The sequence below is a fragment of the Streptosporangium sp. NBC_01639 genome (assembly GCF_045209755.1).
Taxonomy (GTDB): Bacteria; Actinomycetota; Actinomycetes; order Streptosporangiales; family Streptosporangiaceae; genus Streptosporangium.
In genome coordinates this window covers 4,118,006-4,142,482 of the sequence record NZ_CP109272.1, presented here as the reverse complement: position 1 = coordinate 4,142,482, position 24,477 = coordinate 4,118,006, and the positions used below count along the sequence as shown (strand labels likewise).

General features: G+C 69.4%; 19 protein-coding genes. 14 read left to right on the top strand and 5 right to left on the bottom strand.

The window, feature by feature from the left end; translation table 11 throughout:
* The first annotated feature begins 500 nt into the window (after positions 1-500).
* The 8 genes from ssd (at position 501) to OHA77_RS18740 (ending at position 6,703) form a co-directional block, all read left to right on the top strand.
* Positions 501-1,547: a septum site-determining protein Ssd gene (gene ssd, locus OHA77_RS18775; RefSeq protein WP_406319303.1), complete on the top strand. Its 1,047-nt coding sequence runs from the start codon at positions 501-503 to the stop codon at positions 1,545-1,547.
* Entirely contained in the window at positions 1,544-2,848 is a 1,305-nt protein-coding gene (locus OHA77_RS18770; RefSeq protein WP_406319302.1) for a TadA family conjugal transfer-associated ATPase, read from the top strand. Before ssd ends, OHA77_RS18770 begins: the two co-directional genes overlap by 4 nt.
* The gene (locus OHA77_RS18765) at positions 2,845-3,549 is read left to right on the top strand and encodes a type II secretion system F family protein (RefSeq protein ID WP_406319301.1); all 705 of its coding nucleotides are present in this window, start codon (positions 2,845-2,847) and stop codon (positions 3,547-3,549) included. Before OHA77_RS18770 ends, OHA77_RS18765 begins: the two co-directional genes overlap by 4 nt.
* 299 nt (positions 3,550-3,848) lie before the next feature.
* Positions 3,849-4,406 (top strand): type II secretion system F family protein, encoded by a 558-nt coding sequence (locus OHA77_RS18760; RefSeq protein WP_406319300.1) that lies wholly within the window; start codon positions 3,849-3,851, stop codon positions 4,404-4,406.
* A gap of 674 nt (positions 4,407-5,080) precedes the next feature.
* A complete protein-coding gene (locus OHA77_RS18755) occupies positions 5,081-5,401 on the top strand; it encodes a MerR family transcriptional regulator (RefSeq protein WP_406319299.1) in 321 nt (106 codons plus the stop codon).
* A 353-nt stretch (positions 5,402-5,754) separates the two neighbouring features.
* Entirely contained in the window at positions 5,755-5,892 is a 138-nt protein-coding gene (locus tag OHA77_RS18750) for a DUF4244 domain-containing protein (protein ID WP_326819376.1), read from the top strand.
* Positions 5,889-6,314 carry a TadE family type IV pilus minor pilin gene (locus OHA77_RS18745; RefSeq protein WP_406319298.1) on the top strand — a complete coding sequence of 142 codons (426 nt, stop codon included), beginning with the start codon at positions 5,889-5,891 and terminating at the stop codon, positions 6,312-6,314. The genes OHA77_RS18750 and OHA77_RS18745 overlap by 4 nt, the downstream gene beginning before the upstream one ends.
* Complete coding sequence (locus tag OHA77_RS18740; RefSeq protein ID WP_406319297.1) at positions 6,311-6,703, top strand: Rv3654c family TadE-like protein; 393 nt, start codon at positions 6,311-6,313, stop codon at positions 6,701-6,703. The genes OHA77_RS18745 and OHA77_RS18740 overlap by 4 nt, the downstream gene beginning before the upstream one ends.
* Before the next feature lie 126 nt (positions 6,704-6,829).
* Here OHA77_RS18740 and OHA77_RS18735 read toward each other — a convergent pair whose 3' ends face one another.
* Both OHA77_RS18735 and OHA77_RS18730 read right to left on the bottom strand, forming a co-directional pair.
* A complete protein-coding gene (locus tag OHA77_RS18735) occupies positions 6,830-10,684 on the bottom strand; it encodes a S8 family peptidase (RefSeq protein ID WP_406319296.1) in 3,855 nt (1,284 codons plus the stop codon).
* 408 nt (positions 10,685-11,092) lie between these two features.
* Positions 11,093-13,444: a DEAD/DEAH box helicase gene (locus OHA77_RS18730; RefSeq protein ID WP_326819380.1), complete on the bottom strand. Its 2,352-nt coding sequence runs from the start codon at positions 13,442-13,444 to the stop codon at positions 11,093-11,095.
* A 154-nt stretch (positions 13,445-13,598) separates the two neighbouring features.
* Here OHA77_RS18730 and OHA77_RS18725 point away from each other — a divergent pair, with 154 nt between their 5' ends.
* The 5 genes from OHA77_RS18725 (at position 13,599) to OHA77_RS18705 (ending at position 20,065) form a co-directional block, all read left to right on the top strand.
* Positions 13,599-13,949: an STAS domain-containing protein gene (locus OHA77_RS18725; RefSeq protein WP_030916965.1), complete on the top strand. Its 351-nt coding sequence runs from the start codon at positions 13,599-13,601 to the stop codon at positions 13,947-13,949.
* Positions 13,950-13,951: 2 nt separating this feature from the next.
* Entirely contained in the window at positions 13,952-14,398 is a 447-nt protein-coding gene (locus OHA77_RS18720) for an ATP-binding protein (RefSeq protein ID WP_326819381.1), read from the top strand.
* Between the two features lie 432 nt (positions 14,399-14,830).
* Positions 14,831-17,164, top strand: a complete 2,334-nt coding sequence (locus tag OHA77_RS18715; RefSeq protein WP_406319295.1) for a sodium-translocating pyrophosphatase — start codon at positions 14,831-14,833, stop codon at positions 17,162-17,164.
* Between the two features lie 262 nt (positions 17,165-17,426).
* Positions 17,427-17,900, top strand: coding sequence for a histidine phosphatase family protein (locus OHA77_RS18710; RefSeq protein ID WP_326819383.1), 474 nt, complete (start codon positions 17,427-17,429; stop codon positions 17,898-17,900).
* A gap of 77 nt (positions 17,901-17,977) precedes the next feature.
* Positions 17,978-20,065, top strand: a complete 2,088-nt coding sequence (locus tag OHA77_RS18705) for an FUSC family protein (RefSeq protein ID WP_406319294.1) — start codon at positions 17,978-17,980, stop codon at positions 20,063-20,065.
* Between the two features lie 44 nt (positions 20,066-20,109).
* Here the strand turns inward: OHA77_RS18705 and serB are convergent, their stop codons facing one another.
* From serB to OHA77_RS18690, 3 genes are all read right to left on the bottom strand, one after another.
* Positions 20,110-21,333 (bottom strand): phosphoserine phosphatase SerB, encoded by a 1,224-nt coding sequence (serB, locus tag OHA77_RS18700; protein ID WP_326819385.1) that lies wholly within the window; start codon positions 21,331-21,333, stop codon positions 20,110-20,112.
* A gap of 110 nt (positions 21,334-21,443) precedes the next feature.
* Positions 21,444-22,124: a response regulator gene (locus OHA77_RS18695; protein WP_406319293.1), complete on the bottom strand. Its 681-nt coding sequence runs from the start codon at positions 22,122-22,124 to the stop codon at positions 21,444-21,446.
* Between the two features lie 265 nt (positions 22,125-22,389).
* Positions 22,390-23,001, bottom strand: coding sequence for a TetR/AcrR family transcriptional regulator (locus tag OHA77_RS18690; RefSeq protein ID WP_406319292.1), 612 nt, complete (start codon positions 22,999-23,001; stop codon positions 22,390-22,392).
* Between the two features lie 146 nt (positions 23,002-23,147).
* Between OHA77_RS18690 and OHA77_RS18685 the strand changes: the two genes are divergently transcribed.
* Positions 23,148-24,362, top strand: a complete 1,215-nt coding sequence (locus OHA77_RS18685) for a cytochrome P450 (RefSeq protein ID WP_406319291.1) — start codon at positions 23,148-23,150, stop codon at positions 24,360-24,362.
* Positions 24,363-24,477: the final 115 nt, after the last annotated feature.

Below are 24,477 nucleotides of genomic sequence, written 5' to 3'. Positions count from 1 at the left end.
GTATGTCCTGGCGCTCGATATGGTCACTCTCTGTGAGAGGCGTGGATCGGTTGGGGTGGTTTTCATCGAACGATGCGCCGCGACTCAATCGTTACTTTAAAAAAGTTAGCGGAAATCGGGGATTGCTCCTCGACGAAACTCAAGTCGATCGGGCAGCATGAGGTGGTATCTCCCTAACGGAGTTACTGTGCGGGGGTCGGCACCGCTATCTCGTGCCATGATCGGGTGAACCCCGGAAAGCTTTCTTCTGAAACGGGACCGGCTCTACCCCCCCCAGAGCCGGACCGGTTGGCGACCCCCGCTACCCCCCCAGCGGGGGTCGCCACTTTTCCGGACCGATCCGGCCATGCCCGCCACGCTCGTCATGGCGTGATCCGCCAAGGGGCGGCCGTCCCCAGGTGGTGGCGGACCTGCCCCGGTTCTCCACAGAACGTCGTTCGGTGACTTCGCCGAGGCGAGCCCTGCCGAAAAGTGGACCTCCCCACTTCAGGGAGGCACCCTTGAACCGCCCGTTGGTCATCACCGAGGACCACGACCTGCTGGACGACCTGCTCCGCGTAGCCGCCGCGGCCGGCGCCGAGCTTGACGTCGTGCATGCGCCCGCACATGCCCGGCCCTACTGGAACCGGGCACCGTTGGTCGTCGTCGGCAGCGACCTGGCCGACGCCCTGGCCGCCACCGGGCCCCCACCCAGACCCCGCGTCCTCCTGGTCACCCGCGTTCCCGAAGATCCGGACACCTGGCGAAAATGCGTCACCGTCGGTGCCCAGGCCGTGCTGGAACTGCCCTCGGCGGAGCGCCGGCTCGTCGACGAGTTCGCCGACGTCGTGGAGCCTGCGGCCAGAGCGGGGCAGGTGGTGTGCGTCGCCGGCGGACGTGGTGGAGCGGGCGCCAGCGTACTGGCCGCCTCGCTGGCGGTGAGCGCCTCCCGGCAGCGCCTCCACACCCTCCTCGTCGACGCCGACCCGCTCGGCGGCGGCCTGGATCTGCTGCTCGGGCAGGAGGAGGCCGACGGAGCCCGCTGGTCCGACCTGGTCGCCCGGGAGGGCAGGGTCAGCTTCACCGCGCTTCAGGCCGCGCTGCCCACCGTCGCCGGGCTGACCCTGCTCTCCTTCCACCGCGGAGAGGTGGAGCCCATCCCGGCCGAGGCGATGCGCTCGGTCCTTGAGGCCGGTCTGCGAGGTTTCGACCTGGTGGTCGTCGATCTGCCCCGCCACCCCGACAGCGCCACCGTGGAGGCACTGAGCAGGGCTTCCACCACCCTGCTGGTCGTCACCGCCGACGTCCGCGGAGTGCTCGCCGCAGCACAGGTGCTCGTCGGGCTGCGCAGGCACACCGGCGATGTGCGGGCCGTCGTGCGCAGCGGGGTTCTGGACGACGAGGTGGTCACGACCTCACTCAACGTGCCGTACGCGGGCAACCTCCCGGATCAACCCCGCCTCACCGCCGCCCTCAACCGGGGCGACGTCCCCCCGCTCGGCCGCCGGACCGCTCTCGGCCGGTTCTGCGCCTCCTTCCTGCACTCGATGCTCAGGACGGAACAGTGAAACAGCCCGGCATCGCGACCACGGTCTCGTCCGAACTGGTCGAAGCGGTCCGCGTACGGCTGGCCAGGGCCGGGGTCGAGCCCAGTGCCGCGCACGTCGCGGTCGCGCTCCGGGCGGAGCGGGCGGTGCTCGGCGACGCGGAGATCCTGGCGGTGGCCCGTGTCCTGTGCGCCGATCTGATCGGTGCGGGCCCGCTGGAGCCGCTGCTCGCCGAGCCCGAAGTCACCGACGTGCTGGTGAACGGTCCGCGCGAGGTATGGGTCGACGACGGTCATGGTCTGCGCCGGACCGCGGTCGTGTTCCCCGGCGAAGAGGCGGTGCGGCGGCTCGCCCAGCGCCTCGCCGCCGCGGCGGGCAGGCGTCTCGACGATGCCTCCCCCTACGTCGACGCACGTCTGGCCGGTGGCGTCCGGCTGCACGCCGTCCTGCCGCCGGTGGCGGCCGGTGGCACCTGCCTGTCCCTGCGACTCCCTCCTCGCCGCACCTTCACCCTCCCCGATCTGGTCGACGCCGGCACGATCAGGGCTGACGCCGTCCCCGTGCTCACCGCGTTCGTCGAGTCACGGCTCGCCTTCCTCGTCACCGGCGGCACCGGTACGGGGAAGACGACCCTGTTGTCGGCCTTGCTCTCCCTGGTCGATCCCGGAGAGCGGCTGCTGCTGGTCGAGGATTCGGCCGAGCTGAGACCGATTCACCCCCACGTCGTGCGCCTGGAGTCCCGCCCGGCCAACCTTGAGGGGGCAGGTGGCGTCGGCCTGCGTGACCTCGTCCGTCAGGCCCTGCGCATGCGCCCGGACCGCCTCGTGGTCGGAGAGGTCAGGGGAGCGGAGGTCGTCGATCTTCTCGCCGCTCTCAACACCGGGCACGAAGGGGGCTGCGGCACCCTCCACGCCAACACCGCGACCGACGTACCACCCCGGTTGGAGGCTCTGGCCTGTGCCGCCGGCCTCAGCCGGGAGGCGGTCCACAGCCAGATCGCCGCCGCCTTGGACGGTGTCATCCACCTCACTCGCGACCATGCCGACGGCCGACGCCGGGTGGCCGAGATCTGCATGATGAGCCGCCGCCCCTCAGGCCTGGTCGAGGCCGAACCCGCCCTCACCTTCTCTCCGGACGGCTGTGTGACCACCGGTCCGGGATTCGCCGCCCTTACGGCACGAGCCCCCGGCCTCTCTGCTCTCCCCGGTTCGCCACCCGGGCCGGGTGGGTCCGGTTGTCGTCATGAGCGCCCGGAAGGCCCCGCCGTGACACGCCGGCCATCGGACGGCTCCTCTCCGGGAGCCCGTGGAGCACTGCCATGACGGTGACGGCCGTCCTCCTCGCCGCCCTGGCCGCGTGGCTGTGGACCGGACCGGATCCGGGAACGGCCCGGCTGCGACGCCTGCGGCGCCGCCCCCGGAGCGGATCGCGCTCGCTGAGAGCGAGGGTCGCCGGCCGGTCGCGGCCTTCCCGGCGTACGGCTGCCTGGCGGGCCGCGTCGATCGAGTTGTGCCAGGGGCTCGCAGCCGAACTGAGCACAGGACAGACGGCGGGTGAGGCCCTGGCCCGAGCGGTGTCAGCCGCGGAATTTCCCGACCCGGTGGCATTACGGCCACTGATCGCCGCCGCGAGGGACGGCGGTGACGTTCCGGCCGCGCTCCTGGCGGTGGCACCGGAGCAGGGAGGTGAGGCTCTCCGGAGGCTTGCCGCCTGCTGGCAGGTGAGCGTGACCGTCGGGGCGGCTCTGTCCGTTCTCGTCGATCGCGTGGCCGGTTCCCTCAGAGAGGCCCAGGCCCACCGCCAGGATGTCGCGGCCCAACTCGCCGGACCCCGTGCCACCGCCCGACTGCTGGCCGGTCTGCCGGTGCTCGGCCTGCTGATGGCGGCGGGTCTGGGTATGCGCCCGCTGCACTTCCTGTTCGGCAGCCCGGCGGGCGCGGCCTGTCTGGCAGTCGGTCTCGCTCTCGACGGCTGCGGTCTGTGGTGGACCCGGCACCTGGTCATCCGTGCGCAGCAGGCCTGATCTCGCTGCCCGGCCGGTGGCCGGACGATCGGAGGACGGAATCAATGATCATTTTTCTTGCCGGCGTGCTCGCCGGACTCGCCGGGTGGCTGTGGGTCTCACCCGTTGATCCCGCTCAACGACTGCGACGGGTCTGGCTGCCGTTCCCTCCTGTCCCGCCTGTTCAGGTGAGACCGGGAGCACCAGAGCCCTCGTTCTTCTCTCATGCGGCCTTCTCTCATGCGGCGAAAACCTATGGTTCACCGGAGAAACGGTGGCCGAGCCGAGGAGAGGCGGCGCTCTCGGCCGCCATCGGACTGATGGCGTTTCTCGTCGTCGGCGGAGTGCCGGGAGTCTGCGTGGGGGTCGCCGGCTCCGTCGCCGCGCTGACGGTCGCCCGGCGGCGGGAGCCGCCACGGTCGCGCAGGGAGCGCGATCGGGTGGTGGCGGACCTGCCGTTGGCGGCCGACCTCATGGCCGCATGCATGCGCGCCGGTCAACCGGTCACGGGGGCCATCGATGTCACCGTTGAGGCGATCGGCGGACCGCTCGGTGATCGGCTGGCCTGGGTGAGCGGACAACTCAGACTGGGCGCCACGCCGGAGGACACCTGGCAGGCCCTTGCGGCCGATCGTGGACTGGCTCCGATGGCACGCGCCATGAGCCGGGCCGCACTCAGCGGTGCCCCAGTGGCCGATGCCCTGACCAGGTTGTCCGATGACTCCCGGCACGCGGCCCGTGCCTTGTCGTCGGCGGCCGCGCGGCGGGTCGGAGTTCAGGCGGTCGCGCCGCTGGGGCTCTGCTTCCTGCCGGCCTTCGTCTTTCTCGGCATTGTCCCCGTGGTGGCCGGACTCGCCGGTGAAGTGCTGCTCCCCTGAGTTGTCCACAGCGCCTCCCCGGCCATCCACAGGTTATCCACAGATTGTCCACAGGTAGGCGTGGAGCTTGTGGATAACCCGACGACCTGCCTTCGGCGGGTCCGGGCGAGGGGGCGTCGGCCTGGTGGCGGGCGCCGGGCAAATGGACATGCCTTGTAGGACGGAAATTTTCTGTCGGTATAGCTTGCCAAAATCTGTCGTGATGACAGTAGACATTCGTGGATCGAGGGACTAGCGTTTGGTTGACTCAAGTGAAGGCCAGCACGGCAGGGTCGACCTGTCGTGGAAGACGGTCGGCCTGCTCGGGCTTGCCGGAGCCGAAGCAACGGAAGGGTTCCGGCGGGGCGACAGGTGGCCGTCAGGCCGTGGCAAGAAGAACGTCGGCGTTCGCAATAGAGGAAGGAGAGGTTCAGCCGCCATCAAGATCACTCGCAGCGGATGCACTGTCATCGTGCGGGTGCCGTGGCTCCACGGAATGGAAGGTGATTCCCGGTTGCGCATATGCGATTCAGACGCACTGCCCAATACGAGGAGGCTTGTCCGAAGTCGAAAGGCCGACGTAACAGTCGGTAGATGGTGTTGAAACTCTCTGGGCCCCGGTGCTTACAGGCATCGGGGCCCTTGTCCGCGTTCTCGTTGTGTTCTCTCGTCGTAGTGTTCCTTCGGAAGGTGTGATGGGGCAGGTTTCTCCGGCTTCGGCCGACAAGTTTGATGACGATGACTATCCGGCCTACTCCATGGGCCGGGCCGCTGAGATCCTCGATGTCACTCCGGCGTTTCTCCGCAGCCTGGGCGCGGCGAAACTGATCGAGCCACAGCGGTCGAACGGCGGCCATCGCCGCTACTCCCGTTACCAGCTCCGGCTGGCCGCCCGCGCGCGCGAACTGGTCGATCGGGGCACCGCTCTGGAATCCGCCTGTCGCATCATCGTCCTGGAAGATCAGCTGGCGGAGGCATTGCAGCTCAATGCCGAGCTGACGGAGCGCGACAGCTGACCTTTTCCCGGTTTGAAAGGGTCGGATCACTCCGGGTTCGCCGCACTTGGATGACGGAATTCACACCTTCAAGAGTTCGGGTCAGCGTGACCGCAGGCGCAAAGATCTTCCCGGCGACCGTCGTCCCCGTTGTCCACAGGCAAGGGGCGGAATCCACAGAATGGCGTTCGCATCCACAGGGTCACGTGGTCTTAGGGAAATCTCATCCAGCAGATGCCGGGTGTCCGACCCGGTGGGATTTCCGGGAGGAAACGATGGCTCGATCGATCACCGGGGACATTCGACGTAGCCGGTTGCGGTGGTCCCGTGCCCGGTGGGTGCTTCTGACCGCCGGCGCAGGCCGTGATCGGGGCATGTCCACCGCTGAATACGCGGTCGGCACGATCGCCGCCTGTGCTTTCGCCGCGCTGCTCTTCAAGGTGGTGACGAGTTCCGAGGTCCAGCAGATGATCTCTAGCCTGATCAACCGAGCGCTGAACGTGGCCGGATGACCCTCGCGACGCCGGGTGCCTCCGCCCACCCGTCCAGAGGGTCGGTCACCGCCGAGACCGCCGTGGTCCTGCCCGCGCTTGTGGTGGTGCTGGCCGCCGCACTGTGGGCGGTGGCGGCGATCGGGGCGCAACTGGAATGTGTGGACGCGGCTCGGGCGGGGGCTCGGGCCGCGTCACGCGGTGAGTCGCTGGAGCAGGTGCGGGGCGGTGCTCGCTCCGCCGCCCCGGCGGGCGCGCACGTCGTGGTGTCCCGGGGCGCGGAGACGACCAGGGTGGAGGTGTCCGCGCGGGTCAGACCCCGTTGGGGAGTCTCGCTGCCAAGCGTCACTGTGCGGGCGGTCGCGGTCTCCGCCACCGAGCCGGGAGCTTACACACCGGGAGCCGATGCGGCGGGAGCCCACGCACCGGGAGCCGAACGGTGAAACGTGGTGCCTGCCGGGTCACAGAAGAAGGGGGAAGGGATCGGGGAGCGGCGACGGTCTGGGCGGTCGCACTCATCGCTTTGATCTTCGTGGTGGCCGGGGCGGTCGTGTCCGCCGGCGTGGCGAGGGTGGCCCGCCACCGGGCACAGAGCGCCGCCGACCTGAGCGCGCTCGCCGCCGCCCGGCTGGCTCTTGCCGCTCCGGAGCGCGGATGCGCGGTGGCGGCCTCACTGGCCGAGGGCAACGGAGCGCGGATCATCCGGTGCTCCGTCCACGGTGACGGCGTGGCCCAGGTCCAGGTGGCCGTATGGCTGTCGCTGCCTCTGGTGGGTGCGCGGAGGATCACCGCCGACGCGCGCGCCGGGCCCGTTCACGTCGCCGACACATAGACAGCGCCGGTGTGCACACTTGTGCGGGCCGAGGGCTCGTCCACCGTGCGGCGCGGAGCCGGGCGAAGTGCCTTGGACACGGCGATGCCGGGAGCGCGGTGCGCTCCCGGCATCGCCGTATCGTGTCTACCTCAGCGTGAACGCTCGGGCGGTGGTCTGCTCGACCTTGTTGCCGCCGTTGTCCCACGCCTCGGCCTTGAGGCTGACGGCGCCCTTGGTCTTGGCGAGCGCCGGGTAGGTGAGCGTGGTGGTGTACACGCCGCCCCGGCCCTTCTTGACCGACGCGTTCTTCCAGGTCTGGCCGTCATCGGTGCTGTAGGAGAGCTTCAGCCCGGCGATGGCCGGCAGCTTCTCGGTGGACGGCGCGTGGCTCACGTCGATGTCGAACGTGTGCCGGCGCCCGGCCTGGACGCTGTTGTCCAGCGCCTGGGTGTCCCCGAGGTCGTAGCCGACGAACACCAGCGGCTGCGGCCCGCACGGGCCGGTCAGCTGCGGCAGGAGCGCGCAGGTGTGGGTGTCGGCGACGGTGTCCTTGTCCCGGCCCTTGGACCGGAACGTCCACACGTTGGTGTTGCCGCGGGCAGTCTGTTCGAGCCGGTAGACGCCTTCCTCCTTGGGCAGGTTGTACATCGGGTAGATGCTGCCCTGGTAGCGCGGGAGCTCCTTGCCGTCCTTGGACAACTTCGCGAGAGCGCTGAAGTAGACGCCCTCTCGTCCCTGCTGTCCGTTGCCGTTCACGAGGCTGAAGTTGGCCAGGAAGATATCGCCGGCCCGGCACATCGGGCATTCCAGCCGGTAGCCGCTTCCGGGCAGCGAGGGCATGGTCAGGCTTCCGGGGGTGAACACGCCAGACCCCCAGTTCCGTGTCTCCTTGCCGGGCTTCTCGATCGTCGTGACGATCTTGAGGTCCTCGCCGCTGCCGGTGTTCACGATGCCCACCCGGAGCGTGTCCGCGGAGAGCCCGCTGAAGTACTCGGGCCGCTGGGCGGGTCCGGTGAAGCCGAAGGCCACCGAGAACGACGTCTTTTCCAGGGGCTTGAAGCTGTGCCAGGTCTCGGTCTGCAGGCCAGGACCGTCCGGGGTGTGGAAGTCGGTGTCCACGGTCCGCAGCCGGTTCTGGGAGTAGCGGTAGGTGAGGTCGCCGGGGATCTTGCCTTCCTCGTACTCCTGCAGCTGGTAGGTGTAGTCGATGTTGGGATTGCTGGTGATCTCAAGGGTGACGGGGCCGCGCGCCAGCTGGGTACGCAGCTTCTCCGCGGCCGTCCTGGTGATCTGCACCACCGGGAGCTCCGTCTTGCCGGAGCCATGATTCGACACGGGGATGCTGCAGGGGGTGACCGAGTCGTCGGCGAACAGCACGATGCCCACGGCGCCGGCGGCCTTCAGCTGCTGGACGCGGTCGATGTGGATCTGGCAGTACCCGGTCGTGCCGACGGCGAGCAGCGCGAGCTTCCCGCGAAGGTCGGTGGCGGCGATCTCCTCGGGACTGGCGGCGCCGACATAGGCCAGCTTGTTGCTGCGGGTCCCCGCCGGGAAGGGGGTGTCCTCCTGACCTATGGTCTGTCCCTTGTCGAAGTACTCGTTGGTCACGGATGCGATGGAGTACTTCTGCGGGGCCACGGCGCGCACGGCCACCTGCTCGTTGATCGCGGTGAGCCGGGTCGAGAACAGGAGCTCACCCTTGGTGACCTTCTTGGTGGGGGAGACGTACCGGTCTCCGATCCCGATGAGGCCCATCTCCCCCGAGGTCACCGGGCTGCCGTCCCATGCCGTGCGCACATACGTGATGGCGCCGACAGCGTGCCTGAGGTCGATCGGCTTCGGGGTCTCGTAGCGCAGGAGGACGGCCTCGCGGGCGTCCAGGGTGACCTCGAGCCCGCTCTCCGGGACGACGACCTCGGGATTCAGCAGCGTGGCGACCGGGCCGGTTCCGCCGTCGGGCGACTGGTGCACCACACCGGCCGAGACGGAGTAGGTGCCGGGCTCGACCAGGTACTGGTAGGCGCCGTCACCGATGTAGGAAGCCCCGCCAACGCCGTAGACGTCGGGGACGTCGACCGCGCTCGCCCCGGTGTAGAACTCGAAGGGCCCCGGGGCCTGACCGTTCCTGTTGATGACGTGGACGGTGAGCGGGACCCGCTTGGGCCCGCGCACCAGGCCGATCGGGGTGGTGACGCGCACACCTGCGGCGTCGGTGGCCACCAGGGCGCCGGTGTAGGTGCCTCTGGCGAGACCGTCCGGGTGCAGGGTGACGGTGACCTCGGCGGTCCTGCCCGCCGGGACGGTCACCGTCGGCGCGCTGGTCGTCAGCGTGTCCGTCGTGTCCTTCATGGTGGCGGCGAGCGTGAGAGTCACCTCGGCGTCGCCGTCGTTGGCGTAGGTGACGGTCTTGTCCACGGTGTCGTTGTGGTCGACCGGGATGTAACCGAAGTCGGCGTTGGGGGTGGTGGCGGTCACCTTCTGGGAGACCGCCCGGGCCACGTCGACCCGGCCGGCGCCCTGCTGGTAGACGGTGTGCCCGGCGTCCTTGGCGGTCGACATGAGCGCCGCCTTGAGCCGTTCGCCGCGCCAGTCGGGGTGCTCCTGGGCGAGGATGGCCGCGGCCCCGGCGACGTGCGGGGTGGCCATGGAGGTGCCGTTCAGGGAGGTGTAGAGGTCGTCGACGGGGGTGCCCAGGCCGGTGCCGGCCGCGCGGGCGGCGACGATGTCCACGCCCGGTGCGGCGATGTCCGGCTTGAGCGCGCCGTCGTTGACGCGCGGACCCCGGCTGGAGAAGTTCGCCAGTGCGTCGGACTTGTCGGTGGCGGCCACGGTCAGCGCCGAAGCCGCGGCGCCGGGCGCGCCGACGGTCTCCTTCTCAGGCCCTGCGTTGCCGGCGGCGATCACGAACAGCGCGCCGGTCGACTCGCTGAGCTCGTTGACGGCCTGCGAGAGCACGTCCGTGCCGTCGCTGGGGTCACCGCCGATGCTCATCGAGACGATCTTCGCCTTGGCTTCGCCGACGGCCCACTCCATGCCGGCGATGATGGCGGAGCTGTCACCGGATCCCTCGTTGTTGAGGACCTTGCCGATGGCGAGCTGGGCGCCGGGCGCGACGCCCTTCCGGGAGCCGTCAGAGCCGGCACCGGATCCGGCGACGGTGGCGGCGACATGGGTGCCGTGGCCGTGGCCGTCGGCCACTTCCTCGTCGGGGACGAAGCTGCGACTGGTGACGATCTTGCCGGCCAGGTCGGGGTGGCCGGCGTCGACGCCGGTGTCGAGGACGGCGACGGTGGTGCCGGAGCCGTCGAACCCGGCCTTCCACGCCTCCGGCGCGCCGATCAGCGGCACGCTCTCCGCGAGGTCGACCTTGACCTTGGCGTCCAGCCACACCTTCCCGATGCCGCCGGTCAGCGACTTGAGCTGCTTGTCCGGCGTCGCGGCGCTCTGACCGCGCAAGGTGGACCAGAAGTCCGGCGCGCTGTCCTTGTCCACCGCCACCGCGGCGCCATGGATGCTGGGCAGCGACCGCTCGGCGGTGCTCGCGGGCAGGGCCTGCGCGGTGGCCGCGATCGAGGCCTGCGGCGCGCTGCCCTGGTACTGCACGATCAGCGGCAGTTGCTTGTCCGCGTCGTCGGCGAAGCCGTTGGTCGCCAGGTACCGCACGTCGAACAGGCGGCGCTCCAGGACCCCCGCCGCGATGGCGGGCTGCGCGTCGTCCGGGATCACGAAGATCCCTTCCGGGCTCGCCTCGCTCCGGAAGTTCGGGGTGCTGCCGTCCGGGCGGCGGACGGCTTTGGGGGTCGCGGTGTAGCGGCCGCTGCGGTCCTGGGTGAGCCGGACGGTGTCTCCGGTGATCAGTGTGACGTTCCACTGATGGCCGCCGGAGCCGGCCAGTGTGGTGACGTCGCTGCCACCCTCGGGGGCGGCGTTCGCGGCCCCGGGAGCGAGCAGTCCGGCGACCAGCGCCGTGACGGCGGCCCCGACTAACACTCTGGGCATGATGTGTTCCTGACTTCTTGCGGAATGGGGGACGGGGCGGCGCTCCAGGCGCGTCTCATACGTCGACCCAACTGTCATCGAGTTCGGGCGCCGGTCCGCTGTCGGCATCCTGCTCGTGTTCGTCCCTGTCATCGGGGGCACGCTTGGGCATGCGACAAGAGTTAAGGATGTGGCCAGGAGTTATCTATGGGGTAAATGCCCCATTTTTGGCAGGTCTGCCAGGCGGTGCGCGATGCCGCATAGGGAGCGGGGAGCCGGACGTATGCGGCGGCGGCCGTGAACCGTTCGGCGTCGCCCGTCAGGAGGCCTCCGGCGTGATCGAGCACCGCCGACGCGACCGGGGCGTCCAGCGTGGCGAGCTCCCGATCGAGGCGCGTCACCACCGACGGCAGACGCCGTATCCTCCGATCACGTTTCGCGCGGATCGGCGGCGAGCAGTACGGCGAGGAGCCGGAGGGCACCCGCCTTGTCCAGCGGTTCGTTGCCGTTGCCGCACTTGGGCGACTGGATGCAGGAGGGGCAGCCGCGTTCGCACTCGCAGGAGGCGATGGCCTCACGGGTGGCCGTGAGCCAGTCCAGGGCGCGGGCATAACCACGCTCGGCGAAGCCCGCACCGCCCTCGTGGCCGTCGTAGACGAAGACGGTGAGCAGTCCGGTGTCGGGGTGCAGTTCGGTGGAGACGCCGCCGATGTCCCAGCGGTCGCAGGTCGCAAAAAGCGGCAGCAGGCCGATGGCGGCGTGCTCCGCCGCGTGCGCGGCCCCGCCCAGGTCCACGCCGTCCTCGGCCAGGGAGACGATCTCGGAGGTGGGCAGCGTCCACCACACCGCGCGGGTGCGCAGTGTGCGCGGCGGCAGGTCGAGAGGCTCGTCGCCGAGGAGTTCGCCGCTCTGCGCGCGGCGCTTGAGGTAGGACACGACCTGCCGGGTGACCTCTACCGAGCCGAAGTGGAGTTCTCCCGGGCCGAGTGGGTGAGAGCGGAGGGACTCAAGGACCGAGATGTCGGTGACATCTCTGGCGAAGGTCGTGTAGTCGGGGGTTCCGGCCTCGACGAGGGCGACCCCCGCCTCCAGATCGAGCTCGACGACCAGGTAGGTCTCTCCCTGATGGACGTAGACGGCGCCGGTGTGCACGCTTGTGTGGGCCGAGGGCTCGTCCACCGTGCCGAGCAGCCGGCCGGTGGACACCTCCACGACCTGGATCGGCGCGCCGCCCGACCCCCGGATGTCGGCGAGGTCGGTGGCTCGCTCCCGGCTGGTCCAGAACCAGCCGGTGGCACGCTCTCTGAGCAGGCCGTCTCCGACCAGGTCGGCGAGCACTTCCTTGGTGGTCGGGCCGAAGATGTCCAGCTCGTCCCGGGAGAGCGGGATCTCGGCGGCGGCGGCGCACAGATGCGGGCCCAGCACGTAGGGGTTGTCGGGGTCGAGCACGATCGTCTCGACGGGCCGTCCGAACAGCGCCTCGGGGTGGTGGACCAGATACGTGTCCAGCGGGTCGTCCCTGGCGACCAGCACCGCCAGGGCGTCCTGTCCCGCCCGGCCCGCCCGTCCGGCCTGCTGCCAGAGCGATGCCCGCGTCCCCGGCCAGCCCGCGATGAGCACCGCGTCCAGCCCGGACACGTCGACACCGAGTTCCAGCGCGTTCGTCGTCGCCAGTCCGAGCAGCTCGCCCGACCGGAACGCCTTCTCCAGTCCCCGGCGGTCCTCGGCCAGATACCCGGCCCGGTAGGCCGCCACCTTGTCCGGCAGATTTTTCGGTGCTCCCACGTCGACCACGAGATCCTGAAGTTTCGCCTTGGTGGTGAGGGCCACGGTCTCGGCGGCACGGCGGGAGCGGACGAAGGCCAGAGTACGGACGTCGGCGATCACCAGGTCCGCCAGGAGGTCGGCGCTCTCGGCTGCCGCGGGACGCCGGACGGGAGCACCGCCCTCGCCGCGCAGATCGGTCAGGGGAGGTTCCCACAGGGCGAAGGTGGTCGCGCCCCGGGGAGAGGCGTCCGTGGTCACCTCGGTCATCTGGAGACCCGTCAGGCGGGTCGCGAAGGTCCCGGGCTCGCTGGCCGTGGCGGAGGAGAGCAGGAAGGCCGGGCTGGAGCCGTGCCTCGCGCAGATCCGGCGCAGGCGGCGCAGGATCTGGGCCACGTGGGAGCCGAACACGCCCCGGTAGCCATGGCATTCGTCCACCACCACCATCCGCAACCGCCGCCAGAAGGGCGACCACTGAGGGTGACGGGGAAGGAGGGAGCGGTGGAGCATGTCCGGGTTGGTGAGGACGTAGTTGGCGTGCTTGCGGACCCAGGCCCGTTCCTCGAAAGAGGTGTCGCCGTCGAAGGTGGCCGCGCGGAGCTCGGGGACGTCCAGCTCGTTCAGGGCGCGGAGCTGGTCGGCGGCCAGCGCCTTGGTGGGCGTCAGGTAGAGGATCGTGTCCCCTTCGAGCACCGACGAGAGAGCCGGGACCAGGTAGGAGAGAGATTTACCCGAGGCGGTTCCTGTGGCAATGATCACGTTTTGACCACGATGGAGCAGTTCGGCCGCCTCGGCCTGATGCGGCCATAGGCCAGAAATCCCGTGGTTCGCCCAGCGCGTAACCAGGCTTTCGTGAACCCAGGGCGGCCAGCCGGCTTCACCCGCCTGACGTGCTGGAACGTGCTCCACATGGGTTACGCGTTCGCGACGTGCGGAAACACCGAGCAGGTAGCTGAGCGCGTCACCGGCTCGGATCGAGGAGGATGAGGGCGGAGTCACTGGTTTCCAGTCTGGCATCTGTGGGCAGAGTCGCCGGGAATCGTGATTTCGTATAGACACTGAGCGTACGCATGGTTGAATGCCGCGCGTCGGGGCTTGTCGTCTGGGGGCCACCCGGTCCCAGGAGTCACGCCTGAATAGGTACTTTCGCAGGCAAGGCGCTGGAGGATCTGTGGATCTGAAGTTGGACCACCATTCCGAGGACCGTCTCACCATCGTTGAGGTCGAGGGTGAGATCGATGTCTACACCGCGCCCAGATTGCGTGAGCTCCTGATCGATCTGGTCAACAAGGGGAACTTCCACCTCCTGGTCAACATGGAGAAGGTCGACTTCCTTGACTCAACGGGCCTTGGTGTCCTGGTCGGCGGGCTCAAGCGAGTTCGGGCGCACGACGGCTCACTGGAGCTGGTCTGCACCCAGGAGCGCATCCTGAAGATTTTCCGGATCACAGGACTTACCAAGGTCTTCGGGATCTACGCCTCAGTGGATGAGGCCAAGGAAGCCCACGGTCGAGACAAGTAGTCGTGGCTACCGTCGAGCTGACGTTCAGTGCTCTCCCCGCGCACGTGCGCACGGCACGTCTGGTCGCCACGGCGATCGCCAGGCGCACCGGTGTGGAGGAGTCGCTGCTGGACGAGGTGCGGCTCGCCGTCGGTGAGGCGTGCTCCCGGGCTGTCGAGGCACATCGCCTCCACTGTCCGGGAGAGCCGATCCGCATCGAGCTACGTGATGATCTGGGGCGGTTCGAGGTGACTGTCACCGACTCCGCCCCGAGTGATGAGCTGGAGCAGGAACGCGAGCTGTTACGGTTCGACGATCCACTCGGGCAGCTTCCCGACACGCTGATGACCGGATTCGGCATCGCGGTCATCGTGGGGCTGGCCGACGACGTCCAGGTCTACCCGAGCCAGAAGGGTATGCGTATCCGCATGAGCTGGCCCGCGGCGACCAACGGTCTGTATCCGGTCTGACAGCAGTGAACCCGGGCGGCCGGGCGTGTCCACTGGACGCGCCCGGCCGTCCGCATGTCGGATGCGTATTTTCGGCCAAACATAAATTTGATATCTGCTGGACGAAATCAAGGTGAAATGCGGGTTTGCTGACTGACATACCTGCTTGAACGGCCTTGTGGGCGGGCCGGTCGAGACCGATTACCGGGCGTGTCGTTAATTGGCCGCGTACAGAGGCTTCATATCCTCGTCGTGGCTGCGTAGACTCCCGGAACCGGCCAAGGTTTGTCCCTCGGAACGGCCCATGAACGGGCTCACCTCCGTGGGAAGTCTGCGGACGCAACCGGAAGCGGCACTGCCAATACCCGGAGTGCGCCGCTCTGTCAGCCGAGAACATCCAGCGTGCAGCGCACTCCGGGCAGGACGTGTTCCCGTCTTGCCGAGGAGAGTCGGATGTCTGTACTCCAGCTAGCCGTTGCCGAAGAGCCAGCGGTATCCCTGAGCGGTTCCCATTTCACCATCGTGATCGTTGTGGCCGTTGTGGCCCTGCTCGCACTCGCCGTCGCGGCCGTGCTCGTGCGAGAGGTGCTCGCCGCCGGCCAGGGCACCGAGCGTATGCAGAACATCGCGCGCGCCGTACAGGAAGGAGCTTCCGCGTATCTGACGCGGCAGTTCCGGACGCTTGCGGTGTTCGTCGTTCTGATTCCTTTCCTGCTTTATCTGCTCCCCGCCGAATCGACCGGTGTGGCCGTCGGCCGGTCGATATTCTTCGTGATCGGTGCGGTTTTCTCCGCGCTGACCGGGTTCATCGGCATGTGGCTGGCCGTCCGGGGAAACGTCCGTGTCGCCGCAGCCGCGCGTGAGTCGGGCGAGAAGATCGCGATGCGGATCGCCTTCCGCACCGGTGGCGTGGCCGGCATGATCACCGTCGGCCTCGGCCTGCTCGGCGCCGCCATCGTGGTGCTCGTCTACGGAGGCGACGCCCCCGCCGTTCTTGAGGGCTTCGGCTTCGGCGCGGCGCTGCTCGCCATGTTCATGCGGGTCGGCGGCGGCATCTTCACCAAAGCCGCCGACGTCGGCGCCGACCTGGTCGGCAAGGTCGAGCAGGGCATCCCCGAGGACGACCCGCGCAACGCCGCCACCATCGCCGACAACGTGGGCGACAACGTCGGCGACTGCGCGGGCATGGCCGCCGACCTGTTCGAGTCCTACGCGGTCATGCTGGTGGCCAGCCTGATCCTGGGCAGGGTGGCGTTCGGCACCGAAGGCCTGGTGTTCCCGCTGATCGTGCCGATGATCGGTGTGATCACCGCCATCATCGGGATCTTCGCCACCGCCCCGCGCAGCGGCGACCGCAACGGTATGGCCGCCATCAACCGCGGATTCTTCATCTCCGCGGTGATCTCGGCGGTCCTCGTCGCCGGGGCCGCCTTCCTCTACCTGCCGAGCAGCTTCGCGGGTCTGACCGGGGTGAGCCCGGAGATTGCCGCGATCACCTCCGATCCCCGCCTGATCGCCATCGGAGCGGTGCTCATCGGCCTGGTGCTGGCCAGTGCCATCCAGATCCTCACCGGCTACTTCACCGAGACGAACCGCCGTCCGGTGCGGGACATCGGGGAGAGTGCCCGCACCGGTCCCGCCACGGTCATCCTGTCCGGGATCAGCGTCGGCCTGGAGTCGGCGGTCTACTCGGCACTGATCATCGGCGCCGCCGTCTACGGGGCGTTCCTGCTCGGTTTCGGCAACGTCACCATCGCCCTGTTCGCGGTGGCCCTGGCGGGCACCGGCCTGCTGACCACGGTCGGTGTGATCGTTTCGATGGACACCTTCGGCCCGGTCTCCGACAACGCCCAGGGCATCGCCGAGATGTCCGGCGACGTCGACGGCGAGGGCGCCCGGGTGCTCACGTCACTGGACGCGGTGGGCAACACCACCAAGGCCATCACCAAGGGCATCGCGATCGCGACGGCCGTGCTCGCCGCCACGGCGCTGTTCGGGGCGTTCCGGACGGCGATCGAGACCCAGCTCGCCGCCGCGTCCCAGGGGGTCAAGGACGTGCTGGGCCCGTTCAGCACGTTCAACCTGAGCGTCGACTCCCCGAACGTGCTGGTCGGGCTGATCATCGGTGCGGCGGTGGTGTTCATGTTCTCCGGCCTGGCCATCATGGCGGTCGGCCGGGCGGCCGGGCGGGTGGTCTTCGAGGTGCGCGAGCAGTTCCGCACCAAGCCGGGGATCATGGCCGGTACGGAGTTGCCCGACTACGGCAGGGTCGTCGACATCTGCACCCGCGACTCGCTGCGGGAGCTGGCCACGCCGGGCCTGCTCGCCGTGCTCACCCCGATCGCGGTCGGCTTCGCCCTCGGGTACGCGCCGCTCGGCGCGTTCCTCGCCGGTGCCATCGCCTGCGGAACGCTGATGGCGGTCTTCCTGGCCAACTCCGGCGGTGCCTGGGACAACGCCAAGAAGCTGGTGGAGGACGGCCACCATGGGGGCAAGGGTTCACCGGCCCACGAGGCCACCATCATCGGCGACACCGTCGGTGACCCGTTCAAGGACACCGCGGGCCCGGCGATCAACCCCCTGCTGAAGGTGATGAACCTGGTGGCGCTGCTGATCGCCCCGGCCGTGGTGACCTACGCCGACAACGTGGCGCTGCGGATCGGCATCACCGTGGTCGCGGCCGGCATCGTCGTCGCCGCGGTGGTCGTCTCCAAGCGTCGTTCGGCGAGCATCGCCCCGACCGAGGAGAACAACGCCGAGCGTGAGCGCGAGCCCGTCTCGAACTGAGTGAGGTCCGTTCCGAGCTGAACAGATCCGACCCGAACCGGGTGAGGTCTGACTCGAACTGAGTAGACCTGACCCGAACCGGGTGAGGTCCGAGGAAGGGGTGCACGGGGTCGTGCACCCCTTTCGCGTGTGCGAGGCCTCTCGGTGGGAAACTGGGCCGTATGGAACAGCAGCCCTCCGGAGGCAAGACGCTCATACTCATCCTGCTGGCGATGGTCGCGGTGTTCGCGGTGATCGTGGGGCTCGCCATGTGGGCGGCGCGGTGACGACCCGCACGCTGATCGTGCTGCGGCACGCCAAAGCGGCCCACGTGCCGGGTCTCGCCGATCGGGAACGCCCCCTCACCACGCGTGGCGAGCACGACGCCCGCAGGATCGGCGAGGTGCTCACCCACATGGATCTCCGGCCGGACCTGGTGCTCTGCTCGCCGGCGACGCGGACCAGGCAGACCGCGGACCTGGCCCTGCCCGATGCCGACATCGTGGTCGAGCCGGCCATCTACGAGGCTTATCCCGACGAGCTGCTGACGCTGATCCGGCAGAGCGCCCCGGAGGTCCGCACACTGGTCCTGGTCGGCCACAATCCCGGGGTCCACGAGCTGGTCATGGGCCTCACCACGAGGGATGGCGACTCCGGCTTCCCACCCGGCGCGTTCGCCGTGATCGAGACGGAGGACGAGTGGGGCGAGTTCGACATCGGGCGTGGCGTCTCCCGCTGGACCCCGAAAGATGACTGAGCGCTCGGGGGAGCACTAAGCATCACGAAGATGGGCAGAAAAGTGCCACCCCCGTCCTGACGACCTCGGAGGGTGGCATGCGGAAGATCGCCGAGGCGCTGCGGGGCGACTTCGTGATCTCCCACCGCCCGGCCTGGGGGTACGGCCTGCTGTGCGCGCTGGGCATCTGCCTTCCCCTGCTGCTCGGCGTCGTGCTCGGCCATGTTCCCCAGGGCGCGGCGATGGCGCTGGGGGGCTATCTCACGATCTTCGGGGACGCCCCCGGCCTGCCGTACGGCGAGCGTACCCGCAAGCTGCTCGTGGCCACGCTCATGGTCACACTGGGTACCGGCCTCGGTGCGCTGATCCAGCCCTATCCCTGGCCGGCCGTCGCCGTGGTGGGTCTGGCCGCCATGGCCGGCGCCTACTGGCCGATGATCAGCATTTCCTCGGTGCTCGCCGTGGTCCTGAGCTACTTCGCCCCGTCGAGTATGAGCGCGCCGGCTCACATGGGGGTCGCGGCGGCCGGCGGGCTGCTGATGACGCTGCTCCTTGTCGGGCTCTGGCCGGTGCGCCGTCTCCGGCCGCTCCGGGAGGCCTTCGAGGAGGCAGGTGAGGCGCTGGCCGACCTGTTGGAGGCCGTCGGCCAGGACCGGCTCTCCGACGAGGGCTGGGAGGAACTGCGCCGCCGGGCGGTTACCGCGCGGGACGGCGCGGCCAGGGCCTTCTCCCTCTACTGGGTCTCGGAGGAGGACAGCCGGGCACTGGACCGGCTGCTGGCCACGCTGACCCGCATCTTCCATGAGACCGTCGCCCTGCGGGTGCTGCGGGCGGCGGCCGTACAGACGGACATCCGCACGGAATGGACCGCGGAGCTCGACGAGGCGGTCCTTGCGCTGGCCCGCGCGCTGCGAGAGGCCATGACGGCTGGCGACTCGGCCGCGGTGCCCGAGGCGCTGGGCGCCATGGGACGGTTCGCCGAGCGGGTCGAGGAGATCCGGCTGTCGGCTCACGCGGGCGGCGCACCCCTGCCCGCGGCGGTGCTCCTCGGACAGATCCGCCGGTGCCTGGACCGGATCGGGACGGCGGTGCGGTCGGTGGCGCAGCGGGCGGTCGAAGGGGTCGAGGTCGGACCGCGCCTGCCCCGGTTCGGCCGGTTGCGCAAGCCGGTGTTCTCGTCCGGTCCTCATCCGCTGCGCCTGGGCCTCGCGGTGACGCTGGCCATGGCACTGATGTTGCTGGCTCACGAGCACTATGCGAAGTGGTTCGTGGTGACCGTGATCGTCGGCCTCCGGCCGGCCTATCGCGACACGGTGGAGCGGGTGGTGCTCCGCGCGACCGGCACGGCGGTGGGTGCGACGGGCGCGGCGGTGGTGCTGGCGGTCGCGCCGGGCCAGTCCTACCTGATCGTGTTCATCACGGTCTGCGCTGCGCTGGGGTTCGCGTTCCGGGGAGCCAGCTACGGCTATTGGATGGTCTTCGCCACGCCGCTGTCGCTGATGCTGTCGGACTTCTCCCTTCGGCTCGACTGGGCCGCGGCGGCCGTGCGGGTGGTCCTCACGATCGCGGGCGGGGCACTGGCGCTGGTCTTCGCCCGGCTGCTGTGGCCCAGGGGACAGCGCGCGGAGCTGACCGGCAGGGCCGTGGCCATGCTCGAAGAGCACGCGGCCCTGGTGCGGTCACTGATCGACCAGGATCCCGACGAGGTGCGTGCCCGGTCCTTCTCGGCGGGCGAGGCAGCCGGCAGGTTCTCCGACTCCCTGGACCGGCTGGACAAGGAGCCCGGAGGCAGTGCGCCCCGGCGGCTCAGGGACGCCGTGGCCGCCGCCCGGCGGCTGCGTGACAACGCCCTCGCCCTGTTCGCCCTGCCGCCTCCGGGCGAGGAGTCCGGGCCCGCGGCGACGGTTCTCGACATGGTCGCCGACCGGCTGGAGAACGTCGCCGAAGCGGTCGGTACGGATCGCCCGGAGGCGCCGGCCGACGATCTGGACGCCATCTTGGACGAGCTCGGCGCGCACGTGGACGTGCTCACCGAACGCCGCCTGGACGAGGTGGCCGAGGGGGCGGCCGACGAGATGACGGGGGTGCGCCGCGGGATCAGGCATGCGGCCGCCGCGCAACCCGCCCTGAGGGGGCTCAGCGCCGAGGCCCTCCGGCTGGCCTCGCTCATCGCTCCGCGACGGTGAGGCCGTTCTCGCTTACCGCTCCGCGACGGTGAGGCCGTTCTCGTTCATCGCTCCGCGACGGTGACGCCGTCCTCGGCATCGGCGGCCTCGACCTCGGCGCGCGGGATGCCGAGCAGGTAGAGGATCGAGTCGAGATAGGGCACGTTCACCGCGGTGTCCGCGGCCCGGCGGACCACCGGCTTGGCGTTGAACGCGATGCCCAGGCCGGCCGCGGCGATCATGTCCAGGTCGTTGGCGCCGTCGCCGATGGCGACGGTCTGGCTGATCGGGATGCCCGCCTGCAGGGCGAACCGCTCCAGCGCCCGTGCCTTTCCGGGGCGGTCGACGATCTCGCCGACGACCCGTCCGGTGAGCACGCCGTCCACGACCTCAAGGGTGTTGGCCGCGGAGTAGTCGATGCCGAGGTCGTCCACGAGGGCGTCGGTGAGCTGGGTGAACCCGCCGCTGACGATCGCGAAGCGGTAGTCGAGCCGCTTGAGCGTCCGCACCAGCGTGCGGGCGCCGGGGGTGAGCACCAGCTCCTTGCGGACCTTCTCGAAGATCTCTTCGGGCAGGCCCGCCAGCAGCGCGACCCTGCGGCGCAGCGATTCGGCGAAGTCGAGTTCGCCGCGCATCGCCTCCTCGGTGACCCGGGCCACCTCGTCCAGGCAGCCGGCGTGTGCCGCCAGCAGTTCGATCACCTCGGCCTGGATGAGCGTGGAGTCCACGTCCATCACGATCAGCCGTTTGGCCCTGCGGTGCAGGCCGGTCCGCTGCACGGCCACGTCCACCTGCTGCGCGTGCGCCTCGGCGGCCAGCTCGGTCCTGAGCGTGTCCGGGTCGGCGCCGGAGACGGCCAGCTCGATGCAGGTGACCGGATAGTTGGACAGCCGCTCGATCCGGTCGATGTTGGCACCGGCCGCCGCGATCCGGCCCGCGATGCCTGCCATCGCCGCAGGCTGCAGGGGCGCGCTGAGCACGGTGACGTGCAGCCGCCCACGCCGCCGCTTCTCCTGCGGGTCGGATCCGGTGGACAGCTCGACGTGCAGTCCCAGATCCTCGGCGGTCCGTTCGACGGTGGTCCACAGGGCGCCTATGGTGCTGCCCGTACCGGTCGGGGTGTCGCCCGCGTAGGCGACGAGGACGCCCAGGGTGAGCCGGCCGCGTATGACGACCTGCTCGACATCGGCGACCACGACCGGGAAGCCGGCCAGGACGGCGAAGAGCCTTGAGGTGACGCCCGGTCGGTCGGGGCCGGTCAACGTGATCAGAAGCGTGCGCTGGTTCATCGGTCTCTACGCTACTTGGCCCCGGAATACCTCATGAATGCGGTTCACCATTCGGACGCCTGAAGTTCACGGTTCTCTCCCGCCCGGTGCCATCCGCGCGGGGCGGTCTGTCACCGCGGACCGAGGTAGGCGATGACGGCGGCGACCCGGCGGTGGGTGTCGGGGCTGTTCTCCAGCGCCAGTTTCATGAAGATCGAGTTGACGTGTTTCTCGATCGCCGAGACCGACAGGTGCAGGGCGCGGGCGATTCCGCCGTTGGACAGGCCGTGAGCCATCTCCCGCAGCACGTCCAGCTCCCTGGGGGTCAGCTCGGCGGGTGGTGGATTTCCGCTCACCCCGCGCTTGGCCAGCAGGCCCTCCACCACCTTGGGGTCGATCACCGACCCGCCCGCGGCCACCGACCGGATCGCGCCGAGTAGTTCGTCGATGTCCCCGACCCGGTCCTTGAGCAGGTAGGCCCGCCCCTCGGTGCCGTCCCTGAACAGGTCCAGCGCGAACACGGCGTCGGAGAACTGGGAGAGCACCACGACACCGATGTCCGGCGAGGCGTCCCTGATCCGGTGCGCGGCGTCGATCCCCTCCATGCCCGCACGTACGATCGCGGCCGAGCCGGGCATCCGGATGTCGGTCACCACCACGTCGGGCCGGAGCCGCCGGGCGGCGTCGAGCAGCTCGTCGGCGGTGCCCACCGCCGCCACCACGTCGATCTCCCCCGTGGCCTCCAGGAGCCGGCGGGTGCCCTCGCGTACCAGGTAGTGGTCCTCGGCCAGGACGACCCTGAGCTCAGCCATGAGCCGCGCGGTGTGCGGAAACGGTCATGGGGGAGATCCTGCCCGCTCGACGCGCCCGGCGCATATGAGGCTGTCCGCACATCCATGGCGCACCCGGGACACGCCGTACGGCCCGGCCCGGGAAGTCGGGGAGCCCTGCCCTGGTAACCCAAGAGGACTGGCACCCGAGAGGCCTGGGACCCGGGAGGCCCGGGATCCAAGAAGACTGGTATCCGAGAGGCCCGGGACCCAGGAGGAGGGCGTCCGGGCCGGCGGTGTGGCGGCGTCACAACGATCTGAGTCCGCGCATGGCGACGTCGATGGCACGTCGCGCCGACTTCAGGTATTCCTCCTCCGAGTCGCCGAACATTTCACGGCTGGTGAGCTCGGCCGCCTGGACGGCGCCGAACAAGGAGCCGACCGCCGCAGCCGCGGTGATCGGGTCCAGTTTGTCCGGAAAGGCGGTCAGGAGCGCCTCGGCGATCCTGCGTTGCAGGTCGAACAGCACAAGCAGGGCCTTGGCCTGGAGGGCCGGCACGGTCAGGACCAGCCTGCCGTAGATCTCCATCAGCTCGGGGTCGCCGGATATCGGGCCCTCGGCGAATCGGGCGATGACCCGGTCGTAGGTCTTGAGCAACACGTCCGAGACGCCTTCGTCCAGTGTCCGCTCGGAGATCACCTCCACCGTCGCCTGGTAGTACTGCTCGACATCGGCGAACAGCACGTCGTCCTTGCTGCGGAAGTAGTTGAAGAACGTCTTCGTGGCCACGTCCGCTGCGGAGGTGATCTGCGCGAGGGTGGTCTGCTCGTAGCCCTGCTCGTCGAACAACCTGAACGCGGTGGTGACGAGTAACTCCCTGGTCTGGCGTTTCTTGCGCTCGCGTCGCGTCTCCTCCATGAAGAAAAGCTTACATCACAGCTATTCATACAACGATTGTATTTTTACACAAAGTGTTGTTGCATGGGTTGTAGACACGATCCTCGCGGAGGGCGTGGCCACCCGGCCCGTCCCGGCCATGCTCGACCGCCTCTGGAAGGAGCGAGATGTCCACTCCCTCAACCCCGGCACCGGCGCCGATCCCGACCGTGCGTCCCGCGGGCTGTCCCTTCGATCCGCCCGAGGAGTTCGCACGGCTGCGCACGGACCATCCCGTCAGCCCGCTGGCCTACCCCGACGGCCACGTCGGCTGGCTGGTGACCAGCCACGCCCTGGTCCGTGCGATCCTGGCCGATCCCCGCTTCAGCCACCGGTCCGAGCTCGCGCATAGCCCCTTCCCCGGAGCGGGCGTTTCCGAAAAGCCCCAACCGGCGCCGCCGGGGGCCTTCACCGCGATGGATCCGCCCGAGCACACCCACTACCGTCACCTGCTCACCGGCCAGTTCACCGTCCGCCGGATGCGGCAGCTCACCGCGCGAATCCAGGAGATCACCAGTGAGCACCTGGACGCGATGGAACGGCTCGGCCCGACGGTGGACCTGGTGGAGGCGTTCGCGCTGCCCATCCCGAGCCTGGTGATCTGCGAGCTGCTCGGGGTGCCGACCGAGGAGCGGGCCCGGTTCCAGCGGGACATGACCACGCTGCTGCGCCTGGACATCCCGCAGGAGAAGAAGATGGCCATCTTCGTCGCCCTGACGGAGTACATGCGCGAACTGGTGGTGGCCAAACGCGCCGAGCCCACCGACGACCTGCTCGGCGGCCTGGTCGCCGGTGGCCGGCTGACCGACGAGGAACTGGCCGTCATCGGCGGCATCCTGATGGGCGCCGGGTTCGAGACCACCGCGAACATGCTCGCCCTGGGCGCCTTCGCGCTGATGAGCCACCCCGACCAGCTCGCCGTCCTGCGCGCCGACCCGAGCGTCACCGACAAGGCCGTCGAGGAGCTGCTGCGCTACCTGAGCATCATCCCCGGCACGATCCGGACCGCGCTTGAGGACGTCGAGCTGGCCGGACAGCTGATCAAGGCCGGCCAGACGGTCACCGTCTCGATCCCGGCGGCCAACCGCGACCCGGAGCACTTTCCCGACCCCGACACGTTCGACCTGCGCAAGCCGACCGCCGGGCACGTGGCCTTCGGCCACGGCATCCACCAGTGCCTGGGCCAGCAGCTGGCACGCGTCGAAATGCAGGTCGGGATCCCCGCGCTGTTCGAGCGGTTCCCGACGTTGCGCCTGGCCGTACCGCCGGAGGAGGTGCCGCTCCGCACCGACATGCTGATCTACGGCGTGCACCGGCTCCCGGTCACCTGGGACGGGGCGTAACCGCTGCGACTCACCGCGGACCGGGAACGCCCGACCGGGCCAGGCCGTGTTTCACACGCTTCCAACCTTGATCGCCGGCTGCTGACGATCGGTGGGGTTCCCGCTGTTCACCTGG

Excerpts from the sequence above, each read along its gene's own strand:
- OHA77_RS18765 (WP_406319301.1), top strand. The coding sequence starts at position 2,845 with ATGACGGTGACGGCCGTCCTCCTCGCCGCCCTGGCCGCGTGGCTGTGG.
- OHA77_RS18760 (WP_406319300.1), top strand. The coding sequence starts at position 3,849 with ATGGCGTTTCTCGTCGTCGGCGGAGTGCCGGGAGTCTGCGTGGGGGTC.
- OHA77_RS18755 (WP_406319299.1), top strand. The coding sequence starts at position 5,081 with ATGGGGCAGGTTTCTCCGGCTTCGGCCGACAAGTTTGATGACGATGAC.
- OHA77_RS18750 (WP_326819376.1), top strand. The coding sequence starts at position 5,755 with ATGTCCACCGCTGAATACGCGGTCGGCACGATCGCCGCCTGTGCTTTC.
- OHA77_RS18745 (WP_406319298.1), top strand. The coding sequence starts at position 5,889 with ATGACCCTCGCGACGCCGGGTGCCTCCGCCCACCCGTCCAGAGGGTCG.
- OHA77_RS18735 (WP_406319296.1), bottom strand. The coding sequence starts at position 10,684 with ATGCCCAGAGTGTTAGTCGGGGCCGCCGTCACGGCGCTGGTCGCCGGA.
- OHA77_RS18730 (WP_326819380.1), bottom strand. The coding sequence starts at position 13,444 with ATGCCAGACTGGAAACCAGTGACTCCGCCCTCATCCTCCTCGATCCGA.
- OHA77_RS18715 (WP_406319295.1), top strand. The coding sequence starts at position 14,831 with ATGTCTGTACTCCAGCTAGCCGTTGCCGAAGAGCCAGCGGTATCCCTG.
- OHA77_RS18705 (WP_406319294.1), top strand. The coding sequence starts at position 17,978 with ATGCGGAAGATCGCCGAGGCGCTGCGGGGCGACTTCGTGATCTCCCAC.
- serB (WP_326819385.1), bottom strand. The coding sequence starts at position 21,333 with ATGAACCAGCGCACGCTTCTGATCACGTTGACCGGCCCCGACCGACCG.
- OHA77_RS18695 (WP_406319293.1), bottom strand. The coding sequence starts at position 22,124 with ATGGCTGAGCTCAGGGTCGTCCTGGCCGAGGACCACTACCTGGTACGC.
- OHA77_RS18690 (WP_406319292.1), bottom strand. The coding sequence starts at position 23,001 with ATGGAGGAGACGCGACGCGAGCGCAAGAAACGCCAGACCAGGGAGTTA.
- OHA77_RS18685 (WP_406319291.1), top strand. The coding sequence starts at position 23,148 with ATGTCCACTCCCTCAACCCCGGCACCGGCGCCGATCCCGACCGTGCGT.